The 21333-nt window shown below is 36.4% G+C and carries 19 protein-coding genes; all 19 read left to right on the top strand.

The window, feature by feature from the left end; all coding sequences use genetic code 11:
* Positions 1-113: 113 nt before the first annotated feature.
* The 19 genes from CZ367_RS09155 to CZ367_RS09060 all read left to right on the top strand — a co-directional run bounded on the left by CZ367_RS09155 (position 114) and on the right by CZ367_RS09060 (position 21274).
* A complete protein-coding gene (locus CZ367_RS09155) occupies positions 114-1067 on the top strand; it encodes a glycosyltransferase family 2 protein (RefSeq protein WP_077196617.1) in 954 nt (317 codons plus the stop codon).
* Between the two features lie 142 nt (positions 1068-1209).
* Positions 1210-2157, top strand: a complete 948-nt coding sequence (locus CZ367_RS09150) for an IS30 family transposase (RefSeq protein WP_077195399.1) — start codon at positions 1210-1212, stop codon at positions 2155-2157.
* A gap of 55 nt (positions 2158-2212) precedes the next feature.
* A complete protein-coding gene (locus CZ367_RS09145; protein WP_077196616.1) occupies positions 2213-3289 on the top strand; it encodes a glycosyltransferase family 4 protein in 1077 nt (358 codons plus the stop codon).
* A gap of 220 nt (positions 3290-3509) precedes the next feature.
* Complete coding sequence (locus CZ367_RS09140) at positions 3510-4349, top strand: glycosyltransferase family 2 protein (protein ID WP_077196615.1); 840 nt, start codon at positions 3510-3512, stop codon at positions 4347-4349.
* Between the two features lie 6 nt (positions 4350-4355).
* The gene (locus CZ367_RS09135) at positions 4356-5321 is read left to right on the top strand and encodes a glycosyltransferase family 2 protein (protein ID WP_077196614.1); all 966 of its coding nucleotides are present in this window, start codon (positions 4356-4358) and stop codon (positions 5319-5321) included.
* Between the two features lie 320 nt (positions 5322-5641).
* Positions 5642-6799, top strand: coding sequence for an EpsG family protein (locus CZ367_RS09130; protein ID WP_077196613.1), 1158 nt, complete (start codon positions 5642-5644; stop codon positions 6797-6799).
* A 125-nt stretch (positions 6800-6924) separates the two neighbouring features.
* Positions 6925-7638 carry an acyltransferase family protein gene (locus CZ367_RS09125; protein ID WP_077196612.1) on the top strand — a complete coding sequence of 238 codons (714 nt, stop codon included), beginning with the start codon at positions 6925-6927 and terminating at the stop codon, positions 7636-7638.
* Positions 7639-7738: 100 nt separating this feature from the next.
* The gene (locus CZ367_RS09120) at positions 7739-8965 is read left to right on the top strand and encodes a transposase (protein ID WP_077195879.1); all 1227 of its coding nucleotides are present in this window, start codon (positions 7739-7741) and stop codon (positions 8963-8965) included.
* 385 nt (positions 8966-9350) lie between these two features.
* Entirely contained in the window at positions 9351-10322 is a 972-nt protein-coding gene (locus CZ367_RS09110; RefSeq protein ID WP_077196610.1) for an acyltransferase family protein, read from the top strand.
* Between the two features lie 20 nt (positions 10323-10342).
* Positions 10343-11305 carry a glycosyltransferase gene (locus tag CZ367_RS09105; RefSeq protein ID WP_077196609.1) on the top strand — a complete coding sequence of 321 codons (963 nt, stop codon included), beginning with the start codon at positions 10343-10345 and terminating at the stop codon, positions 11303-11305.
* The gene (locus CZ367_RS09100; protein ID WP_077196608.1) at positions 11305-12810 is read left to right on the top strand and encodes a hypothetical protein; all 1506 of its coding nucleotides are present in this window, start codon (positions 11305-11307) and stop codon (positions 12808-12810) included. Before CZ367_RS09105 ends, CZ367_RS09100 begins: the two co-directional genes overlap by 1 nt.
* The gene (locus tag CZ367_RS09095) at positions 12810-13877 is read left to right on the top strand and encodes a glycosyltransferase (protein ID WP_077196607.1); all 1068 of its coding nucleotides are present in this window, start codon (positions 12810-12812) and stop codon (positions 13875-13877) included. The genes CZ367_RS09100 and CZ367_RS09095 overlap by 1 nt, the downstream gene beginning before the upstream one ends.
* Entirely contained in the window at positions 13871-14761 is an 891-nt protein-coding gene (locus tag CZ367_RS09090) for a glycosyltransferase family 2 protein (RefSeq protein ID WP_077196606.1), read from the top strand. Before CZ367_RS09095 ends, CZ367_RS09090 begins: the two co-directional genes overlap by 7 nt.
* A gap of 296 nt (positions 14762-15057) precedes the next feature.
* The gene (locus tag CZ367_RS09085) at positions 15058-16170 is read left to right on the top strand and encodes a glycosyltransferase (protein WP_077196605.1); all 1113 of its coding nucleotides are present in this window, start codon (positions 15058-15060) and stop codon (positions 16168-16170) included.
* Between the two features lie 76 nt (positions 16171-16246).
* A complete protein-coding gene (locus CZ367_RS09080; protein ID WP_077196604.1) occupies positions 16247-17467 on the top strand; it encodes a glycosyltransferase family 4 protein in 1221 nt (406 codons plus the stop codon).
* A gap of 3 nt (positions 17468-17470) precedes the next feature.
* Positions 17471-18061 carry a hypothetical protein gene (locus tag CZ367_RS09075; protein WP_077196603.1) on the top strand — a complete coding sequence of 197 codons (591 nt, stop codon included), beginning with the start codon at positions 17471-17473 and terminating at the stop codon, positions 18059-18061.
* Positions 18062-18070: 9 nt separating this feature from the next.
* On the top strand, positions 18071-18763 hold the full coding sequence (locus tag CZ367_RS09070) for a sugar transferase (RefSeq protein WP_077196602.1): 693 nt from the start codon (positions 18071-18073) through the stop codon (positions 18761-18763).
* Positions 18764-18776: 13 nt separating this feature from the next.
* Entirely contained in the window at positions 18777-20150 is a 1374-nt protein-coding gene (locus tag CZ367_RS09065; protein ID WP_077196601.1) for a DegT/DnrJ/EryC1/StrS family aminotransferase, read from the top strand.
* A gap of 14 nt (positions 20151-20164) precedes the next feature.
* Complete coding sequence (locus CZ367_RS09060; protein ID WP_077196600.1) at positions 20165-21274, top strand: nucleotidyltransferase family protein; 1110 nt, start codon at positions 20165-20167, stop codon at positions 21272-21274.
* Positions 21275-21333: the final 59 nt, after the last annotated feature.

Below are 21333 nucleotides of genomic sequence, written 5' to 3'. Positions count from 1 at the left end.
TAAGTTCGTTCAGTCGTGTAGCTCGCTACACTCCTTCACGCTCTTGCATTTTGACCTCAAAAATAAGTTCAAAATCTAACAAAGCTAATTTATAGAACCAACCTTAATTATAAATGGTCAAAGTTTCTGTAATCGTCCCCGTTTATAATGCAGGACATTACTTACAGCGATGTGTAGACAGCCTTTTAAGTCAAACACTACAAGATATTGAAATAATTCTTGTAGACGATGGCAGTACTGATGCATCTGGAGCAATGTGTGATGGCTACGCGTTAAAAGACCCAAAAGTAAAAGTATATCATCAAAGCAATTGCGGAGTAGCCGCCGCACGTCAAAAAGGTATTGAAGTAGCACAGGGAGAATACACCATCCATGCCGATGCAGATGATTGGGTAGACAAATCTATGCTGCAAGAATTATGGGAAAAAGCTCAATGCTCAGAAGCTGATATGGTGATATGTGATTATTTTGAAGAATATGAAAAAGAAAGCAAATACATTACACAAAAAGCTGAGTTTAAAAGCACAAGCGAGTTGATACGAGCTTTGTTCCAACAACTACATGGTAGTTGTTGGAACAAGCTCGTGAAACGAGCTTGTTACAACAACGCAAAAATTAGATTTAATCATTGTGTAAATTATTGTGAAGATTTACTTTTCAATATAGAGCTAATCAGTACAGGCATCAAAGTAGTATATCTGCCTAAAGCCTTTTATCACTATGACCAATACTCTAATCAAGCAAGCCTTGTTAAAGGAATATCGCTAAAAAAAATAAATTCGCGTATCCAAGTAGTCCAAAGATTAGAACAAATATTAAATAAAGACTTACAACTTTATCAAGACTTGCTCTATCACAAGAAAGCAATCATCAAAGATGATGTATTCTTTGGAGATTATTTAGATTCCACTGATTTCATTCATCTATTTGAAGAAATCAATACAGAATACATACATCACCACCTATTCCCAAAAGACAAGCGTCCACTACAAAATGCTGTTAGCTTAGCACTTAAAGGACATTATAGCATACACAAGTTCAACATAGAACTGCAATTTCAGGTGTAGGTTTAGCTTAATAATCTATACCAGAAAACACCGAGGGGTTTGGGGGCGAGCAGCCCCCATGAGTGGAAAATCAACAAGCAATGCTTAAAAAATAAAAAAGGGAGACCTCTGTCTCCCAAAGATTAATTAATTTTGCATTGTTATGTACAAACAATTAACCTCGGAGCAAAGGTACACAATTTCTGTGCTACTCCAAAATGGAATTAAATTAAAAGATATTGCGAAAGCGATAAAAGTATGTCCAAGTACAGTATCTCGTGAAATAAAACGTAATAGTGGGACCAAAGGACAGTATAATTGGGAAACTGCCCAAGCAAATGCAGCTCTCACAAAGCGAAAAAAGCCAGGCAATCATTCAATCAAAAAGGATGTTATGGATGAAGCGATACGTCTTCTTATTACAGAACAATGGTCTCCTGAACAAATATCTGGCGTGTTGGCTAAGGAAGGTAAACGTATTAGCCATGAAACCATATATCGTACGATACGTAAGGACAAGGCAAAAGGTGGAACACTATATAAACACTGTCGTCACAAGCTAAAGCATCGTGCCAAGCCTGTTGGTAGCAGACGTATATCCATACCCAATAGAACAAGTATCAGCGAGAGACCTACTGAAGTTGACGGAAAACGCTTTGGGGACTTCGAGATGGATACAATTGTTGGAAGAGGAAATCATGGTGCTATTGTGACACTGATAGAACGCAGTACAAATATGCTATTTATGAGAAAACTTAAAAAGGGAAAGAATGCCAAGGAGTTAGCACGCACTGTAATACATTTGCTATCTCCATTCAAAGAGTATGTCAAGTCTATTACAACGGACAACGGCACAGAATTCGCTTGCCATGAAATGATAAGCAAAAGCCTTGGTGTCACCGTCTATTTTGCTGACCCATACGCTTCATGGCAGAAAGGGGCTATAGAAAATGCTAACGGACTGATTAGACAATACGTGCCAAAAAAAGAAACGTTTGAACATGTCAGTCATCAACAAATAACAAAGTATTCAAAGAAAATTAACATGAGACCAAGAAAGAAATTAGAATTTAGAACACCATATGAGTGCTTTTACGAACTAATTAAGTAAATTTGCACTTGCTTGTTGAATTCACGATAGCGCAAAAACTATTTAAGATATACAAATGGATAAGAAAAGCATAACCTTTGTTTTCCACCAACCTTCACTTCAACCTGTAGGAGGTTTCAAAATGGTGTACGAATATGCTAACAGATTAGCAGAAGATGGATACGATGTGCACATTGCTTATGCGATGCTTTACCATAAAAGTAAAAACATTAAAGAGCGTATTGGAAGAATTGCAAGATATTTTAGGGCTAAAATCAGCCTGCATTACTCTGGAAAAAATTGGTTTCAATTGCATAAAAACATTAAAGAACATTTCGTTAGTACGCTCACTTATAACCATTTACCACATACACACATATATGTAGCAACAGCAATAGAAACAGCTAAGCTCGTTAGTCAGTATCCGAGAGATAAAAAAAATAAGCTCTATTTTATACAAGATTTTGAAGATTGGAAAGTTAGCAAACAAGCTGTTCTAAATAGTTATCATTTAGACTTAACCCTTATTGTTGTTTCTAAATGGTTGGGGAATATTGTTGCAAAAGAAAATTTACCTTACCATTTAGTACCCAATGGGTTTGATTTTAATGTTTTTTCATTACAGAAAGCCATTGAAAAAAGAGATGCAACAGCCATTATAATGTTATATCACAATGATAAACGTAAAGGCATAAAATATGGGATTGAGGCATTGTCTATTGTCAAAGCTAAATACCCCAACCTACAAGTTACACTTTTTGGAACTCCAGAAAGACCTAAAGACTTGCCTCAATGGTATCAATACTTCCAAAAGCCCAATAAGGCTACACACAATAAAATATATAATACAGCAGCTATCTTTGTTGGAACAAGCTTGAAAGAAGGCTGGGGACTTACTGTGGGAGAAGCTATGCAATGCGGTTGTGCAGTAGTCTGTACTAACAATGACGGTTATAAGGAAATGGCAATAGACGGCAGAAATGCGTTGCTATGCGATATAGAAGATGCAGAAGGATTATCAAAAAATATTATTCAATTGATAGAAGATAAGGAGCTTCGCATTAAGTTAGCAAAACAAGGAAATCAAGATATACAACAATTTGATATTGAGAATTCATACAAGCTATTCAAGTCACTAATAGATAATTCGTAATTGGTTGGTTCTATAAATTAGCTTTGTTAGATTTTGAGCTTATTTTTGAGGTCAAAATGCAAGAGAGTGAAGGAGTGTAGCGGGCTACACGACTGAACGAACTTATATTTTGAACCAAGAAGAAGCCAAAAGATAACAAAACGTATTTCATAAAAATTTAATGACCATATGCGGTGGTAATTTATAAAACCAGCCAATTTAGATTAGTCATCGTTTATAAATGAAAATTCAGGTTTCAATAATAATCGTAAATTATAATACGCAGACGCTAACAAAGCAATGTATTGATAGCATTCTTCAGCAAACAAAAGGAGTAAGTTATGAAATAATCGTTGTTGATAATGCGTCAACAGACGGCTCAAAAGAATATTTCTCAAAAGATAAGAATATAAAATATATCTACAATAACAAGAATATAGGGTTTGGAGCTGCAAATAATGTTGGAATGAAGGTGGCAGTGGGAGAATATATTTTTCTTCTAAACTCTGACACAATATTACTCAATGACGCTGTTTCGCTCTTTTACGCATACGGAGAGGCTCATCCCAATACCGTATTAGGTTGCTACTTACAAACAGCAGAAGGACAATACGCTTCATCGTTTCACTATTTTCCAGCCTTTACGATAAAAGATTTTTTGCTACGCCAATTACGATTAAAGAAGCATATTAAAATAGATTATCAAGAACACGATGTAGAATGTATCTGTGGAGCAGATATGTTTATACCTCGAAACATTATAGAAAAGGTTGGAATGTTTGATGAAAATATTTTTCTTTATGGCGAAGAGGGTGAATGGCAGTATCGTATGGCACAACAAAATATTTTCAGACGTGTTATACCTTCGCCTAAAATAGTACATTTAGAAGGACAAAGTATGAGTGCCTCATTAAAGAAGCAATGCATCAAGTATGAAAGCCATTTCTATGTTTTAGAGAAGTATATGGATAAATTCACTTTGAAATTAGCCAAATACTACTACTATTATCATTTTGCATTTGCCAATCGCCACCAACTAAAAAATCCAGAAGTACAGTCTATTCTCAACATATTCAAATAATATTTTATGCAGCTATCAATTCTTATTCCGGTATATAATGTAGAAAAGTATATTGCAAGATGCTTAGATGCAATACTTTGCCAGCCCACCGATGGCATAGAAATATTGCTTGGTATTGATGGCAGTCCTGATAACAGCGGGAAGATATGCGAAGAATATGCTAAAAAATATGATTTTATTCACATTTTCCATAACAAGAATATGGGGGCTGGTGCAGAACGTAACTTCCTGCTTGACAGGGCTACGGGCAAATATGTATGGTTTGTAGATGCTGACGATATGATAGCCGAAAATGCTATCGAACAGATTATGGGGCATATCGCCACACATAACGAAATAGATATTCTCTCAATGGGGTTCAAACGCTTTGACGATAAAGAACAATATGGCGACTTAGAGTTTGGAACTGTTGCCGTCAAGGAAATTACAGGGAAAGAATATTTACTAAAAGAGTCATTCTGTGGCTATCTATGGAATAAGGTTTTCAAGCGCAGCCATTTGATACAGCACAATGTACGAATGAATGACAGACTGGTAAACCAAGAGGACAATCTTTTCAACTTATACGCCATCATTCCTTGCCAGAATATACTACTAACCAATATCTATGGATATAATTATTACCAAAGCAATGCATTGTCAACAATGCGGAACAGAAGCTTAAAATCGATAGAGCGAAATTTTAACGATACAGTCTTAGCCGAAAAAGAGCTGCAACATATCATTAAGAATATAGAAGACAGGGATTTAAAACAAAGCATAGAGCAGCTACTCTACCTTAATGTTGCAGGCTTGCTTTATGCTATGTATCAAACCAAATATCCTGCTAACAAAGTAAAAAATATTCTGTCAGAACTGAAAGATATGAACCTCTACCCTGCACAACGAAGCCATAATAGGAGGGCAAACCTATTTATTTCGTTAGCCAATATAGAAAGGTTATACATACTTCTTTGTCGAATACACAGCTGAAATACAATAACGGCCGGTTTGGGATAAAGAAAAACAGAACAACAAAAATATTGATGCAAATAATACCCCAACTCAATAATAAATGATTGGGTGGGATTAAACCCAAATCGGTCATTAGACCAGTTTAGGGCTTGTCTATCTATTTACCGAAACTTATGAGATGTCTTTTTACCTTATTTTGGCTTTATCTTGCCTATATCTGCAGTTACATAGCCCGCTATGCTCCTTTGATATATGCAAAATAAATCACAAAATAAGCTCAAAAAATACATTCTCATTCTAACGACCGATTTGGGTTAAACAATAAAATAAGCTTACGTATGTTGATATATATATTACTTTTTCTCACAGTAGCTTTGACAGCACTCTCTATATCACCGCAAAAACAATATAAAAGAGAGAATATTCTTCTTTTTTATTTTGCAGTGGCTTTTGCCGCATTAACCTGTGGTCTTAGAGATATGCTTGGAGGATATGATTCCTATATATATGGCGAAATCTTTGATTCCACAGCAGAAAGATTAAAAGACGGACAACCTGCTTTCACTACTACAGCTTGGATTATAAATCCTAAAGAAAATGGGTACGGTCTGTACAACATCCTGATTGGGTATATAACAAGAAATCGCTATATCTTCTTTCTAATTACGGCTATCATTTACTATATAGCGTTGACACGCCATATTCTGAAGTATTGCAGGCATCCTTATCTCTGCTTTTTCTTTTTCTTCTGCCTTTACTATTTCTTTACCTTTACTTATCTTCGCCAAATGTTGGCAACGGTGATAGTGTGGTTTGCCATTCCGTATGCTGTATATAGAAAGCCTCTACGATTTTTCAGCATTGTGGCTTTAGCTGCAACATTCCATAATAGTGCATTGTTGTTTTCGTTTTTTTATTTTATCGCAAATAAGAATTTCTCACAAAAACAGATTTACCGAATATATGCTGTGGCACTATTAATAGGTTTTACACCATTAGGTTCGTTTCTTATGAGTACTATCGGTGGTGCGGTAAACGAGCAAAAAGCTGAATTATCAGCTAATGCGGCAAACGAACAAGGAACGCGTATAGATTATATCATTGAAGCTGTCTTCTTTATTTATCTTATCCATCGCTCATATTATCGACTACCTAACGACAAGATGTCTTTGGCTATGAAGAATATTTTCCTGAGTTTCATCTTTGTTTTGCTATTCTTTGTACGCTTTAGCGATGGTGGCCGATTATCGTGGTACTTTATCATTGGTCCAGCGTGGGCTTGCTCCGAGTTATGGCATATATATTATAAAGCAAATAGCTATCGCATTATTATGTTTTGTGTGCTGTCCTTGCTATATTTTAGAATCATTTATGGCTGGGGTGAAGCACTAATGCCATACAAAACATTCTTACATAAAGAACGACATATAGATTTTGCATGGAAACACTACGAATACGACCATCTTTATGATGAAGATAAACTATATAATTTTTAAACCCAAATCGGTCGTCCGACCAGTCAGACCAGTCAGAATAGTCGGACCAGTCTGACCAGTCGGACTTGTCTGACTATTCTGACTGGTCTGACTGGTCTGACGACCGATTTGGGTAAACGAGGTAAATGATGCAAAATTTAAATAAAGAAAAAAGGAATAAACCTATTTATAGTTTGTTTAACTTGAAATGTATATGTGCATTTCTCGTAGTCCTTCTTCATACCAATATGATTGGAAAAGGATTTTTAATGCCAATTGCAACAATGGCAGTACCATTATTTTTTATGATTTCTGGATTCTTTCTTCTTAATGATGATAACAGAATAATTACATCAAATAAGTTGAAAAAGCAATTACAAAAATTAGGGAAACTATTTTTTATAGGCAATCTTATTTATCTGTTAATAGATATTCCTGCATATATTTTTAATTGGCAATTAGGATTTGGAGTTCCTTATTTATATCAAATCACAACGCTGAAATTTTGGCTTATGCAATTCATTATAGGTGATTGTATTGTTGCTCATTTGTGGTTCTTAACAGCTATGATATTGGCATTGATCATCATCGCTATATTTGATTATTTCCAAAAAATAAATTTATTGTTTAGAGGCTTACCTATTTTAATTCTATTCAATATTCTTATTGGAAGATACTCTTTCTTATTAGGAAACACCTCGCCAGTTCAAATAGAATGGTATTGCAATTTTATCTTTCCAGGATTAGAATTCATTATTATAGGAATGTGGATAAAGAAGAATATCAATTTTTTACTTTCCAAATTAGGTAAAAATATTAATAGCATATTCTTATTCAATACTTCGTTAATTCCAACGTAATCGTTTGAAAATGAGAGAGTTAATTAACTTAATATAACTAATAAAATTTGGCCAAGTGGCTGATTATCAGTAACTTTATAGTAGCAAAAACATAAAGCAAATGACATCAGAACCACTCGACCAATATACAGAAATCTGCAGAGATGCCATCAAAAGCTCATCTGCAAAATTAGGCAAAACTTTTGAGAATCTACTCTTGGAAATACTCTTATTGTACATGGCGATACAAAGAAAGATAAATTTCACTCAAATGGAGCGTTACGGCACCCATTGCGAGCAGACCTACAGAACGAATTTCAACCGCAGCCGGGCTAAGTGCATCAACTGGGTTAAGTTCAACCTCTACCTTTCCCAGCGTTATCTGAACATGGACGGACTGCTGGCTATAGCCATAGATCCGAGCTACATCAGTAAGTCAGGCAAGAAGACTCCGCATGTTGGTACTTTCTGGTCCGGCTGTGCAGGTTCCATGAAACACGGACTTGAAATCATGGGACTTGCCCTTGTCGATGTCTACGCCAACAACTGTATGATGCTTCGTGCCCATCAAACCCCTTCTACAAGAGAGTTGAAACTGCGTAGCATGACTCTTGTGCAGCATTACATTGCCGTCATCAAACGCTACAGGAAAGAATTGTTGAAGGTCACCGATATTGTTGTCGCTGATGCTTTCTTCTCTATCCGTCCGTTTGTGGAGGGAATCAAGGAGCAAGGCTTTCATCTTGTCAGCCGTTTCAGGGATACGGCGAGCCTATACTATGTGTACACGGGACCTCGTTCCAATAAGCCCGGGCGTCCCAAAACACTTGACGGGAAAATCAATTACAAGAAACTCGACCTCATGCGTATGGCGAAGATGCATATCGAAGGACTTGAAGGCACAGCTTACACACTCATCGCCTATTCAAAGGCACTGAAGCAGAAAGTGCGTCTTGTCATTTGGGTGATGCCGAACGGCAAGCACAAACTTTTCTTCTCTACAAAGACATCCATATCAGGTGAGGAAGTGTTGCGCACATACCGCTCAAGATTCCAAATCGAGTTTTGCTTCCGCGATGCCAAGCAGTATACCGGACTCGCGCATTGCCAGGCAAGGCACAAGAATCAGTTGGACTTCTCCTACAACGCATCATTCGCATCACAGAATGTGGCAAAGGTGATGATGAAGGAAAACGGGCTACCGTATTCCATGGCTTCTTTCAAGGAGCTCATAGCGAGCACATACATTGCAAAATTAATTTTCGACAGGTGTCGGAGCATACCGAACCGAAAGTTAATTAGTCATACTATCAAAGAACTCTTTGGCTGGCAGAGGAAAGCTGCGTAGCAATTATCTCAAATTTTAACGAACTATTGCTTATTAGCAATGGTGTGTTATTATATCGAAAGCTTTATTCTTTATAAACTTAATTATAAAGCAGATTGGGGTAATCTCACCATACTTACTCCCATTGTATGTATATTATGTTTTGTAATGTGTATTCAGAAAACAGACCTTGGTAAAAATACATTCCTTAATACAATAGGAAAAGAATTTTCGACACAAATATATGTATATCATATTTTGTGCATTTGGATTTGTAATCTCATTATAAAAAGAATATTGCATATAAATATTTCTTCTATTGAAACCATTGTTGTATTTGGTATTACCCTTATGCTTTGTTATGGTTTGAAATGTATACAAAGCAACTTCAAATTTAGCACAAAGAATGGATAAAAAAGAATCTTTATTACTCAAGGGAGTAGCTATATGTATTATGCTCTTCTTCCATCTTTTTTCAATAAGAAACTCTCATATTTATGACAATACCATTTGGCTCACCATAGCAAGAGCGAACAACCCTGTTCCATTCTACCTTATTTTAAGTGGATATGGGCTAAATGTGGTTATTAAAAAACAAGGGGACGACTTAAATAAATATTCACGGTTAGCAAAATTATTTATTCGTTATTGGATTATATTAAGTGTCTTCTGCTTGTTGTCTGCCGTTTTGGACGATAACAGAATGGTATTTAGTATAGAAAACATTTTCTATAATATATTTGCCATCAAAACAAGCTTTAATCAAGAATGCTGGTTTATACTTCCATATATTTTATTAATGCTTTCAGCTCCATTCTTATTCAAACTCCTTGATAAAACTAATGTTTACATAGGATTAGGAGGGTGTTATCTCATCTATATGGCTTCAGCCTATATGAATCGTTATACATTCTTTCAAGCAAATGTTTTCCAATATTTCTATTTATTGTTTCCGTTTGTTATAGGCAGAACAATGTCAAAATATGACTGGATAAATAAGGTAAAGAACATCTTTAACCAATATGCTTGGTATGTTCCTTACCTACTCATAACGCTTATTGTTGTTATCAGGTGTTATTTTTATACAGGAGCTGTAATAACATTCTATGCAGCTGCAGTCATAATGCTATTTCTTACATTAAAGCGTCCTAAGGCTTTAGATAAGGTATTGTCTGTTTTAGGCAAACATTCCACCAATATGTGGATGATACATACTTGGTTTTGCTATTATCTGTTTTCAAACTTCATCTATGGTTTTGAATATCCACCAATTATATTTTTGGTTTTAATCATTGTATCAGTTGCAACATCATACATATTAGATTTTTTGATAAATCCAATCACTACTTTAATTGTAAAGCATAAGAATAACAAATAAAAAAAAACATTACATACGTTATGAGAATACCTAAACTTATAATTGTAGTGCCTTGCTACAACGAAGAAGAAGTTATTGAAAGTACAAAGGTACAACTTCTGCAATTGCTTGCAGATATGGAGGCCACACAACTGATAAACAAGGATAGCTGCATATTGTTTGTAAACGATGGCTCAAAAGATAAAACTTGGGAGTTGATCTCTCTGTTCCACAAAGAGGAACCTAAGGTTTGTGGAGTAAATTTAGCAAAAAACTCTGGACACCAAAATGCCCTTGTAGCTGGTCTTACGGTGGCAAAAGAAATTTCGGACATCACAATTTCGATTGATGCCGACCTACAAGACGACATCAAAGTAATACCTGAGATGGTTACAAAGTTTAGCAAGAACAATTGTGACATCGTATACGGAGTAAGAAAGGAACGTAAAACAGATACGTGGTTTAAGCGCAATACAGCCCTTGCTTTCTACACCGTTATGAAACGATTGGGTGTCAAGTCTGTGTATAACCATGCCGATTACAGACTTATGAGCAAACGTGCCGTAGAAAAGCTATGCAATTTCAGAGAGCGTAATCTTTTTCTACGCGGCTTAGTACCTTTGATAGGATATAAAACAGATTGCGTTTATTACAATCGTTCAGAACGCTTAGCAGGCGAAAGCAAATATCCACTGAGCAAAATGCTCAATTTTGCTATTGACGGAATTACCTCATTCAGTGTAAAACCTGTAAGAATGGTTTTCGGTATGGGCGTTGTGTTTCTGCTTATAGCATTGGTTATCTTTGTGTATGTTCTCCATTCTCTCATTGTTAAGAATAATGTTCAGGGTTGGGCTTCACTGATGTTATCACTCTGGTTTATTGGCGGTTGTATTTTAATAGGGTTAGGAATTGTTGGAGAATATATCGGTAAAATTTACATTGAAGTGAAGGATCGCCCGCTATTCAATATACAAGAAACGTTGCTAAATAACGAAGAATAATGAGCTTAAAATATAATACTATACAGCTTTTTTCTACCCTTTGGTTAGCATTGGGTACTATTGTTTTTTTATTGGGCTTCTGTAAAATTTATTACGCACTGCCTGTGGTGTGTGGTATGATATGGATTATTGCTAAACAATATAAAAATAATACCGATAGAAAAGATCTCAAACTGTCTTATAAGCATATTGGTTTTGTAATATTTATCGCCTTATTGCTCAACCTATTGTGCGGAATTGGTGGTTATGTGGTACAACCTAATGACCATTTCGGACGCAATGCCATATTTAGTGATATTGTAAATTACGAATGGCCCATTTATGATAAGACTCAAAATCTATATATGTGTTATTATCTCGCATTTTGGACAGTTCCTGCCTTATTTGGTAAACTTTTCCATTCCTTAGATGTAGGATTTGCTGCACAGCTAATATGGATGACATTGGGTAGCGTTGCATTATACTTAGAAGTAAGTAGATATATGAAAAAGGCACGCCTTACTTATTTTGCTTTCATCTACTTATTTGCAGGTTTAAAAATTGTAGAATGCTTGCTCTATCTGCCTATCTTTGGTGATAGTGGCTGGATGGGTTATATGTTCAAGGTATTGGCTACTAATTCTTCACCTACCTCGTTTCACGCAGGTCCCATCGTACAGCTTCTTTACGATCCTTTCAATCAAACCATTCCATTGTTCCTATGTATGATGCTTATATTCAACAATTTAAAAAGCAAATACATCCCTTTCATCTATGCTCTTATTTTCTTATATGCTCCATTCCCATTCATAGGTTTAACGCCTATTGTTTTTTATCTTTTTCTTAAAAACAATTCGTATTTTAGTAATAAAGAAAGTTGGATAAAGATATTCTCATTCGAAAATATCATTGCACTCTTGGTAATTATTATCGTGGCATTCTATTTTTCAGCCAATATAAATGGTTCGCACAAAGGCATAAGACCTATAACAAATCTGATAGGCGATGTTTATGGCTTTGCAATTTATATGATATTCGAATTTATAATATTCTTTGCAATTGGATACAAGGTTTGTCAGAATAAGCCTATCTTGTGGATAGCATTAGGAAGTGTAATTCTGTTTGGATGGTTTCAAGTAGGTCTACACAACGATTTTTGTTTTCGTACCAATATGCCTTTAATCTTTATTTTAGCATTACTGCTTATTAAAAGGTATTACGATGTAGAAACCTCAAAAAGAATGAGATGTACAATCGTAATACTACTTTTATTGGGAGGAGTGCCTGCTCAAATTCATCCATTTTTAAGATACATATCTACTTATTTCGTTTACACACATCAAAATCAAGTTGTACTGAACCAATATCAGAAAGTTGTTGACGTAAAGAATATGTACATTATGCAACAAACTAAAACTCGTAACGATGATTTGAAATCAACATTCAATTGTGGTTCATGGGGTTGGATGTGCGATAGCTTTAAAGGAAAACCAGACTCTTTCTTCTTCAAATATATTGCCAAATAATGACAAAAATAATTTTAGATCCTCGATTAAAACATAATTATGCGTCTTATTACTTATATGGCATTCTATGCTTATTTGATAAGAAAGACATAATATACGATGTAAAACCTTTTGCTGCCTTATCGTATAAAAGCAGAAGTGATTATAACAGCGGTTTTGCCTTTATATATAAAAATAACGATATTGAGCATAAAATCTTTATTGACACTGAAGATGTTGCTAAAATATTCGACGACAGATACAATTGGTGCGATGTGTACGGAATGGTAAATCCTACGTATGAACAAGCTCAGCAATACGCAAAGTTAATGCCCATTGGACCAGAGTTTGGTATTACGCTCTCTTCTAAACTAAGAAACGTTGTAAAGTGTATTACAATGTTTCTTAAAGGACGACAATATAGTAATATTCCATTTAAAGATTATTTACGCGATTACTTGTACACAAATATTCGTAGACGTCCTATTGACAGGTATAAACCCATAAACAAAATAAGACCAAACTATATATTCCACGCCTCAACCTTGTGGTATAACAAATTTGCCGATACGAATACAAATATGTATCGTGGCGAATTTTTAAAAGCTTGTCAGAAAGCAAATATTGAAATAGAGGGAGGTTTGTTTTATATAGAAGGGGCAGATGTGTTAGCAGAAATGCCTGACTATCCTAAGTATAAGGAACTGTATGCCGATTTCATCTACGACAAACGACTATCAATGGACGACTATATCCAGAAAACAAAGGAAAGTGTACTTGTATTCAATACACCAAGCGTCTGCGAATGTCACGGCTGGAAGTTAGCAGAATATCTTTGTATGGGTAAAGCTATCATCTCTACCCCACTCACTCGCGAGATGCCCGGCGAAGGATTAATACACGGAAAGAATGTACACTTTGTAGAGCGAGTGGAAGATATTTACGATGCAGTGCTACAAATTAATAATGATGAAGCATATAGACAACAACTTGAAAAAGGAGCAAGAACATACTACGAACAATACCTTAAACCAGAGGCTATTATAAAAAGAATAATAGAAAAAGCTCAGCAAAATAAAATATGCTAATCACCATTTTTACACCTACATACAATAGGGCAACATTCTTGCTAAAACTCTATAAATCTTTATGCTATCAAAGCATTAAAGAGTTTGAATGGGTAATAGTAGATGATGGAAGCACAGACAATACAAAAGAAGTAGTAGCCGAGATTATTAAAAATAATGAAGCAAAAAATTCTTTTAAAATCAACTATATAGAAAAAAGCAATGGTGGAAAACATACGGCTATCAATCGAGGAGTGAAAGAAGCTAAAGGAGAACTCTTCTTAATTCTTGATAGTGACGACTCATTACCATCTTACGCTTTAGAAACCATATCTGAAAAATATAAAGAGATTGAAAACGATAATTCGTTTGCTGGCGTTTGTGGCTTAATGGCTCATCACAATGGACAACAAATAGGAAGCGGATTACCAACAGAAATAATTGATACTGATGCTATTTCACTTCGATTTAAGTATCACGTAATAGGAGATTTATTAGAAGTATTTAGAACCGACGTAATGCGTGAATTTCCTTTTCCTGAAATTAAAGGAGAACGCTTTTGTCCAGAACAGTTAGTCTGGTTTAGAATAGCACAAAAATACAAATTGCATTGCTTTAATAAGATAGTCTATTACCGCGATTACCTTGAGGGGGGACTTACAGATAAAATTATCAAAATCAGGATGAAGAGTCCAATTGCAACGACAATATGTTATGGGGAAATGTTAGATTTACATATTCCAATTAAAAGTAAAATAAAAGCAGCTATAAATTATTGGAGATTCTATTTTTGTATTGGAGATAAATCGAAAATAAGAAAAAGAATAAACCTTTTATGGGTAGGACTATTACCAATAGGTTGGGCTTTTCATATAAAAGACCGAATAAGAATTAATAAGAAGTAGATTACAAGTGGAAAAAGGCTTGATAGTTGTAAATCTTTTTTCACAAGCGTAACTATTGCTTAACTTGTTGTCTATCAATATTATTGTAAAACCTATTGTTTCGCAGCCTAAAAGTGGCTGTTTTACACGGTAAAAGCGTAGGTTTTGTATCGCAAAACAGCCGCTTTTGTATTGTCAAAATGAATTTATTGTATTTTGATAAAATTCTTTTTACAAAATATACTTCTTTCTTCCATTATTAAAACTATTCAAGAAGAGACATTTAAAGCTTAAATTCTTTAACTTAATATGAGTAGATGAAAATCCTTCAAGTCATTACATCATTAGAAATAGGAGGCGCAGAAACCTTGGTTGTTAACTTGATTCCAAGATTGTGCGCATTAGGACATACTGTGGATTTATGTATCTTTAATGGTACGGAAACACCATTACTGCAAAGATTGAAAGTGGAAAGTCCACAAACGAAGATATATGCATTGGGACATAGTGTATACAATCCTCTTTATATATTAAAGCTGATGAAGATAATGAAAGGATATGATATTGTTCATACACACAATTCTTCACCACAGTTATTTGTTGCAATTGCCAACTTATATCGCGACAGAAAACTTGTATCTACAGAACACACAACTTCTAATCGTAAACGTGAATGGAAGTGGTATGCTCCGATTGAAAGTTGGATGTATGGACAATACAACCATGTAATTTGCATAAGTCGAGTTGCAGAAGAAAAGTTGAGGGAATATATGGGAAGTGATTGGATAGATAAAACAAAACCTCGCTATAAGCATATTTCCACCATTAATAATGGTGTGGACGTTGATGCCATCTGCAACGCTACTCCTAATAATGAGCTTCTAACACTTAAAGGAAATAGGAAAGCGATTTTAATGGTTGCTGGTTTTAGAGATGCTAAAGACCAAGACACTGTTATTAAAGCCTTATCCTCTTTGGATAAAGAAAAATTTGAAGTTTGGTTTGCTGGAATTGGCAAACGATTGGAAGAAATTCAACAGTTGTCTAAGTCTTTAGGTGTAGATGATAGAGTTCGGTTTCTTGGATTAAGAACAGACATACCGACTGTTTTGAAAGCAGCCGATATTATCGTTATGTCTTCTCATTGGGAGGGTTTGAGTCTTAGTAATGTGGAAGGTATGAGTGCACATAAACCTTTTATTGCTTCTGATGTAAATGGCTTACAAGAGGTTACAAAAGGATATGGTATTCTCTTTCCGCATGAAGATGCCAAGGCTTTGGCAAATGAAATTAATCAATTGGCAGGAAATAAGGAATATTATGATGACGTTGCCAACCGCTGTTATAATCGAGCACTAGAATTTGATATCAACAAGATGGTAAACGGTTATAATCAAGTCTATCAAAAAGTAATTGGAAATTTTGAATAAACTGATACTGATAAATCTAAAACCGTTGAGGGGTATTGCGATATCTACAAGCATATAATGTCATAAGAATTAAAAGATGGCAAAAAAGAAACTAATAAGAGTTACGACTTCAGATATAAGTTTAGATTCACTTATCAAAGGACAACTTAAATTTCTAAGTTCTGAATTTGAAGTTATTGGCGTTTCTAACAATACGGGAGTTTTAGCAATGGTAGGAGAACGCGAGGGAATTCGAACCATTGAAGTTCCTATGCACAGGGAAATTTCGTTGCTCTCCGACCTATATTGCCTTTATCTCCTTATAACCCTCTTTATAAAGGAGAAGCCCTTTATTGTCCATACCAATACGCCTAAAGGCAGCTTATTATCAATGATTGCAGCGTGGATATGCAGAGTTCCACATCGTATCTATACTGTTACAGGCTTAAGATACCAAGGTGCTACTGGCTTATTACGGTTCATACTTATGTCAATGGAACGGTTATCATGTCTCTTTGCTACAAAAGTAATCCCAGAAGGAAAAGGAGTATTGCACGCTTTACAAGAGAATAATATCACTAAAAAGCCACTCGAAATAGTTCTCAATGGAAATATCAACGGCATTGATACAACATATTTTAGCGAAGATAGACTAATAGAGGATTTGCAGCAAAACCCTGTTGCATTTAAAATTACGCAATGGGACAGCAAAGAAGCTATACGACAGGAGTTAAGACAATCATTAAACGTAGCGCAAGACGACTTCTTGTTTGTCTTTATTGGACGAATTGTAAATGATAAAGGTATGCACGAACTTGCAGAAAGTATCAAAAAACTTTCTAATGATACCTTTTCTTCAACTTTTAAAAACGTAAAACTGTTATTAGTAGGTCATTTTGAAAACGGAGACCCACTATCGAAAGAGGACAAAGATTTCCTGACAACATCAGAAAACATCGTATTTGTAGGCTGGCAAACAGATGTACGTCCTTTTCTTTATGCTTCAGACGCATTAGTGTTCCCTTCCTATCGCGAAGGATTTCCTAACGTACCTATGCAAGCTGGTGCAATGCAACGTCCTTCCATAGTTACAGATATTAATGGCTGCAATGAAATTATTAAAGATGGACTAAATGGTAAAATTATTCAGCCACGCAACGACAAGGCACTTTATACAACAATGAAATGGTTTGTAGAACACACAGCTGAAGGAAAAAGAATGGCTAACAACGCAAGAGCTATGATAAAAGAAAGGTACGAACAAGTAAACGTTTGGAATGCTTTGTTAGAAGTCTACAAATCATTAGAAAAAAAGTAAGCTATGCTTTATAAAATTGCTCACATTCTCAGAGATAAATTTCCTTTACTATGGATATTAGTAGGAGCTATCAATTCCTTATTCTTTAAGATGAGATACAATTCTAAACTTAGAGAAATCCCAACAATCTTGCAAAAGAATAGCAACAAATACATTGTTAAAGCATTAGAAAAGAATGATTGTGAAAAATTAGAACAATTCTTTATAAATCAACCTATTGAAGCCTTCACTTACTTCAAACCACATAAATTTGCTAACAAAGATTTACAACAGTTGGTATGCGATAAGTCGTTCTTAGCTTATATTGTTTTAGAAGAAAACAATATCGTAGGCTATTTTTTCCTTAGGTGCACATTTATGGGAAAATGCTATCGTGGCTACATCACCGACGTTAATCATAGAAGAAGGGGAATAAATAAACTGATGGGTATTTGTGCAACAGAGATTGCCGTATTATTAAACATTCGTATGTTTGGTTCTATTTCTCCTAATAATGCAGCTTCTATGAAGTCAGCCGAAGCAATCAATGAAATTAAAATTATAGAAACATTGCCAAATGGTGATTACTTAGTAGCGTATTTACCAAGAAAATAATTTAGAGTTATGATACTGAAATGGTTTTTTGATAAAATAATGGCACTCACAGGATTAATTCTTCTTAGTCCCATACTTATCATTGTGGCTTTGCTTATCAAGATAAAGATGCCCGGTCCTATATTGTTTAAACAACAACGTGTAGGCAAAGACGCACAACTTTTTACTGTATATAAATTTCGCTCAATGACTGTCAAGAAAGAAGCAGCTACTGCCAGTAGAAACTCGAATGCTACTTCCATAGCTTCAGAAGAACAGTGTAGAATAACCCCTTTAGGCGAAAAGCTAAGAAGATATAAATTAGACGAACTTCCTGAACTATGGAATGTACTCAAAGGAGAGATGAGTTTTGTAGGACCACGCCCAGATGTCCCTGGTTATGCCGACCAATTGGAAGGCATAGAAAGAGAAATCTTAAAACTTAAACCTGGTATAACAGGACCAGCAAGTCTAAAATTTAGAAACGAAGAAGACATTCTTTCGACAGTATCTCAGCAATTGAATGGAACAACACCATCTATTCAGATTGATATTCCTAACTACATCACATCAGTAGAAGACTACAATGATAAAATCATTTACCCACATAAAATCAAACTCAACCTATACTACAAGCAGCATTATTCATTTTTAAAAGATATTCAAATGATAATTTGCACAGTGTTAGGAAAAAAGATGGAGTATGCAGGAGAAATAATATAAACAAGTAATTATTATGGAAAGAAAATACTTATGCCTTGCCCACATGTCGGGCAACGAGATGAAATATATTCAAGAGGCATTTGACACCAATTGGGTAGTGCCATTAGGTCCGAATGTCAACGCATTCGAAGAAGACTTGAAGCGATTTGTAAGTTCAAAGGGAGAGGTTACAAACAAGCTCGGTAATGACCCCGTAAAGGTGTTATACCCTAACGAAACCTATCCACAAACCATTGAGGCGCACGAAAATGAGCCAGAAAAATTGTGGACGGCATCGTTGGAAGGCTTGCAAGAAAAAGAGATTGTAGCCCTATGTTCGGGTACATCGGCTATCCATTTGGCGTTAATCAATTTAGGCGTAAAGGCTGGCGATGAGGTTATTTGCCAGAGCTTCACCTTCTGTGCCAGCTCGCACCCCGTTACCTATCTTGGCGCAACACCTGTATTCGTTGATTCTGAACGAGATACGTGGAATATGTGTCCCCAACTGTTGGAAGAATCCATCAAGGACAGAATAGCCAAAACAGGCAAAAAACCTAAAGCCATCATCGTGGTTTATCTCTATGGTATGCCTGCAAAAATCAACGAAATATTGGAAGTGGCCCAACATTACGACATACCAGTGGTGGAAGATGCTGCCGAAGGTTTGGGAAGTCGCTACAACGGACAAGTAGTAGGCACGTTCGGTGCATACGGCGTAATGAGTTTCAATGGCAACAAGATGATAACAACTTCGGGCGGTGGCGCACTGATTTGTCCTAACAAAGAGGCAAAAAACCGAATTATGTTCTTTGCCACACAGGCACGCGAGGCCTTTCCTTACTATCAACACGAGGAGATAGGCTACAACTATCGCCTCAGCAACATCTGTGCAGGCATAGGTCGTGGACAAATGACCGTTCTTAACGAGCATATCGCTCACCATCAACACCTTGCAAAGCTCTATGCAGAAGGATTTAAGGCCATAGAGGGCATAACCTTCCACGGCAATCCTGACGAAACCTGCGACTCCAACTTCTGGCTCAACACCATCACATTAGATGCAGAACTAAAGGTGAAAGGACAGAAAGACGTGTACAAAGAAGCGGTGGTAGGAGCAGTAGGCGGAGCAGCAGGCGTGGTACACACTACAGGACAGGTACATACCGACTGCGAACCCAACGCCAATGTCGAGGCAATGCGCATAGCATTAGACAAGTTAGGTATAGAGAGTCGCCCTCTTTGGAAACCAATGCATTTACAACCAGTTTATAAAAACTCTCCAGCCTACATTAATGGCATAAGTGAAGAACTCTTTAAGACAGGTCTTTGTCTTCCTTCTGGTCCAATGATTAGCGACGAAGATGCACAATTTATCATCGAAGCTATCAAGTCAAATATTCTTTAAAATTGGTTATAAAGATGCAGTTTGACCCTAAAGTATACCACTATTTCGACTTCCTAAAGTTCTGCCTTGCTGACGATGCGCCCGAACCCGCATCGCTCAAGGATATAGACTGGGAGGGCTTGTACCGCTTTGGCAAAGAGCAAGCCATTACAGGCGTGCTCTTCCTTGGCATAGAAAAGCTCAGCAACAGCCCCCACAAGCCTGACACAACTATCGTGATGAAGTTTTATGCGCTTCACCAACAGATAGTTCTTCTCAATAAGCAGGTGTACACCGATGCCACCAAAGCCACCGAGCTATTCAAAACCAAATATCATATTGATACCTGCGTAATGAAGGGACAAGCCAACGCTCTGATGTACCCAGACCCTTGGATACGTATCCCTGGGGACATAGACTTATGGACCAATACCAAGCCTATCAACACCATCAAGATAGCACGCTCCTTAGACCCTAAAGCAGAGATAGGCTACCACCATATACAAGCCTACTTCCTAAAAACACCCGTCGAACTGCATTACTTCCCTTCCTTTATGGGCAACCTCTTTTACGAGTACCGACTGCGCAAATTCTTCAGTCTCAACAAGGCAGCACAGTTTAAAAATCGTAAGACCCTCCCCAACGGTTTAGGCTATATCAACGCACTGACCAAGGATTTCGACCTCGTCTTTCAGCTTTCTCACCTTATGCACCACTTCTTTTTCGAGGGCATAGGTCTACGCCAAATGATAGACTATTACTATCTGTTGCGCCAAGGGTTTACGGCTGCCGAGAAAACCCAAGCCATAAAGACGCTCAAACACGTCAATATGTACAAGTTTGCCCGAGCCGTAATGTACGTAATGCAAGAAGATTTAGGCCTCGCACCCGAATATCTCCTTATGCCCCCCGACCATCGTATCGGAAAAATGTTAGAACGCGAAATCGTTTTAAGTGGCAATTTCGGTTTCCACGACACACGTTTCGCTTTCAGCGGTAAGTCAGTCTACTCGCAATACTTTGTCGAAATCTATCGCAATCTCCACTTCGCCATCGATTTCCCATCCGAAACTATATGGGGCAGACCCCTATCCCGATGGTGGCATATGGCCTACAAAGCCTGGCTAAGACACAAACTGAAATAAAGCGAACAGCCCGAACGATTTTCTCGTTCGGGCTGTTTGCTTTTTATACAACGTTGCTT

It is taken from the genome of Prevotella ihumii (assembly GCF_900155655.1).
Classification (GTDB): domain Bacteria; phylum Bacteroidota; class Bacteroidia; order Bacteroidales; family Bacteroidaceae; genus Prevotella; species Prevotella ihumii.
The sequence above is the reverse complement of the archived record's forward strand: the minus strand, read 5'-3'. Positions and strand labels throughout refer to the sequence as shown.

What these genes read in the sequence shown, in the direction of transcription:
- CZ367_RS09110 (WP_077196610.1), top strand. Translation starts at nt 9,351, where the DNA reads ATGGATAAAAAAGAATCTTTATTACTCAAGGGAGTAGCTATATGTATT.
- CZ367_RS09130 (WP_077196613.1), top strand. Translation starts at nt 5,642, where the DNA reads ATGTTGATATATATATTACTTTTTCTCACAGTAGCTTTGACAGCACTC.
- CZ367_RS09150 (WP_077195399.1), top strand. Translation starts at nt 1,210, where the DNA reads ATGTACAAACAATTAACCTCGGAGCAAAGGTACACAATTTCTGTGCTA.
- CZ367_RS09105 (WP_077196609.1), top strand. Translation starts at nt 10,343, where the DNA reads ATGAGAATACCTAAACTTATAATTGTAGTGCCTTGCTACAACGAAGAA.
- CZ367_RS09060 (WP_077196600.1), top strand. Translation starts at nt 20,165, where the DNA reads ATGCAGTTTGACCCTAAAGTATACCACTATTTCGACTTCCTAAAGTTC.
- CZ367_RS09065 (WP_077196601.1), top strand. Translation starts at nt 18,777, where the DNA reads ATGGAAAGAAAATACTTATGCCTTGCCCACATGTCGGGCAACGAGATG.
- CZ367_RS09095 (WP_077196607.1), top strand. Translation starts at nt 12,810, where the DNA reads ATGACAAAAATAATTTTAGATCCTCGATTAAAACATAATTATGCGTCT.
- CZ367_RS09145 (WP_077196616.1), top strand. Translation starts at nt 2,213, where the DNA reads ATGGATAAGAAAAGCATAACCTTTGTTTTCCACCAACCTTCACTTCAA.
- CZ367_RS09125 (WP_077196612.1), top strand. Translation starts at nt 6,925, where the DNA reads ATGATGCAAAATTTAAATAAAGAAAAAAGGAATAAACCTATTTATAGT.
- CZ367_RS09090 (WP_077196606.1), top strand. Translation starts at nt 13,871, where the DNA reads ATGCTAATCACCATTTTTACACCTACATACAATAGGGCAACATTCTTG.
- CZ367_RS09080 (WP_077196604.1), top strand. Translation starts at nt 16,247, where the DNA reads ATGGCAAAAAAGAAACTAATAAGAGTTACGACTTCAGATATAAGTTTA.
- CZ367_RS09120 (WP_077195879.1), top strand. Translation starts at nt 7,739, where the DNA reads ATGACATCAGAACCACTCGACCAATATACAGAAATCTGCAGAGATGCC.
- CZ367_RS09140 (WP_077196615.1), top strand. Translation starts at nt 3,510, where the DNA reads ATGAAAATTCAGGTTTCAATAATAATCGTAAATTATAATACGCAGACG.
- CZ367_RS09075 (WP_077196603.1), top strand. Translation starts at nt 17,471, where the DNA reads ATGCTTTATAAAATTGCTCACATTCTCAGAGATAAATTTCCTTTACTA.
- CZ367_RS09085 (WP_077196605.1), top strand. Translation starts at nt 15,058, where the DNA reads ATGAAAATCCTTCAAGTCATTACATCATTAGAAATAGGAGGCGCAGAA.
- CZ367_RS09135 (WP_077196614.1), top strand. Translation starts at nt 4,356, where the DNA reads ATGCAGCTATCAATTCTTATTCCGGTATATAATGTAGAAAAGTATATT.
- CZ367_RS09155 (WP_077196617.1), top strand. Translation starts at nt 114, where the DNA reads ATGGTCAAAGTTTCTGTAATCGTCCCCGTTTATAATGCAGGACATTAC.
- CZ367_RS09100 (WP_077196608.1), top strand. Translation starts at nt 11,305, where the DNA reads ATGAGCTTAAAATATAATACTATACAGCTTTTTTCTACCCTTTGGTTA.
- CZ367_RS09070 (WP_077196602.1), top strand. Translation starts at nt 18,071, where the DNA reads ATGATACTGAAATGGTTTTTTGATAAAATAATGGCACTCACAGGATTA.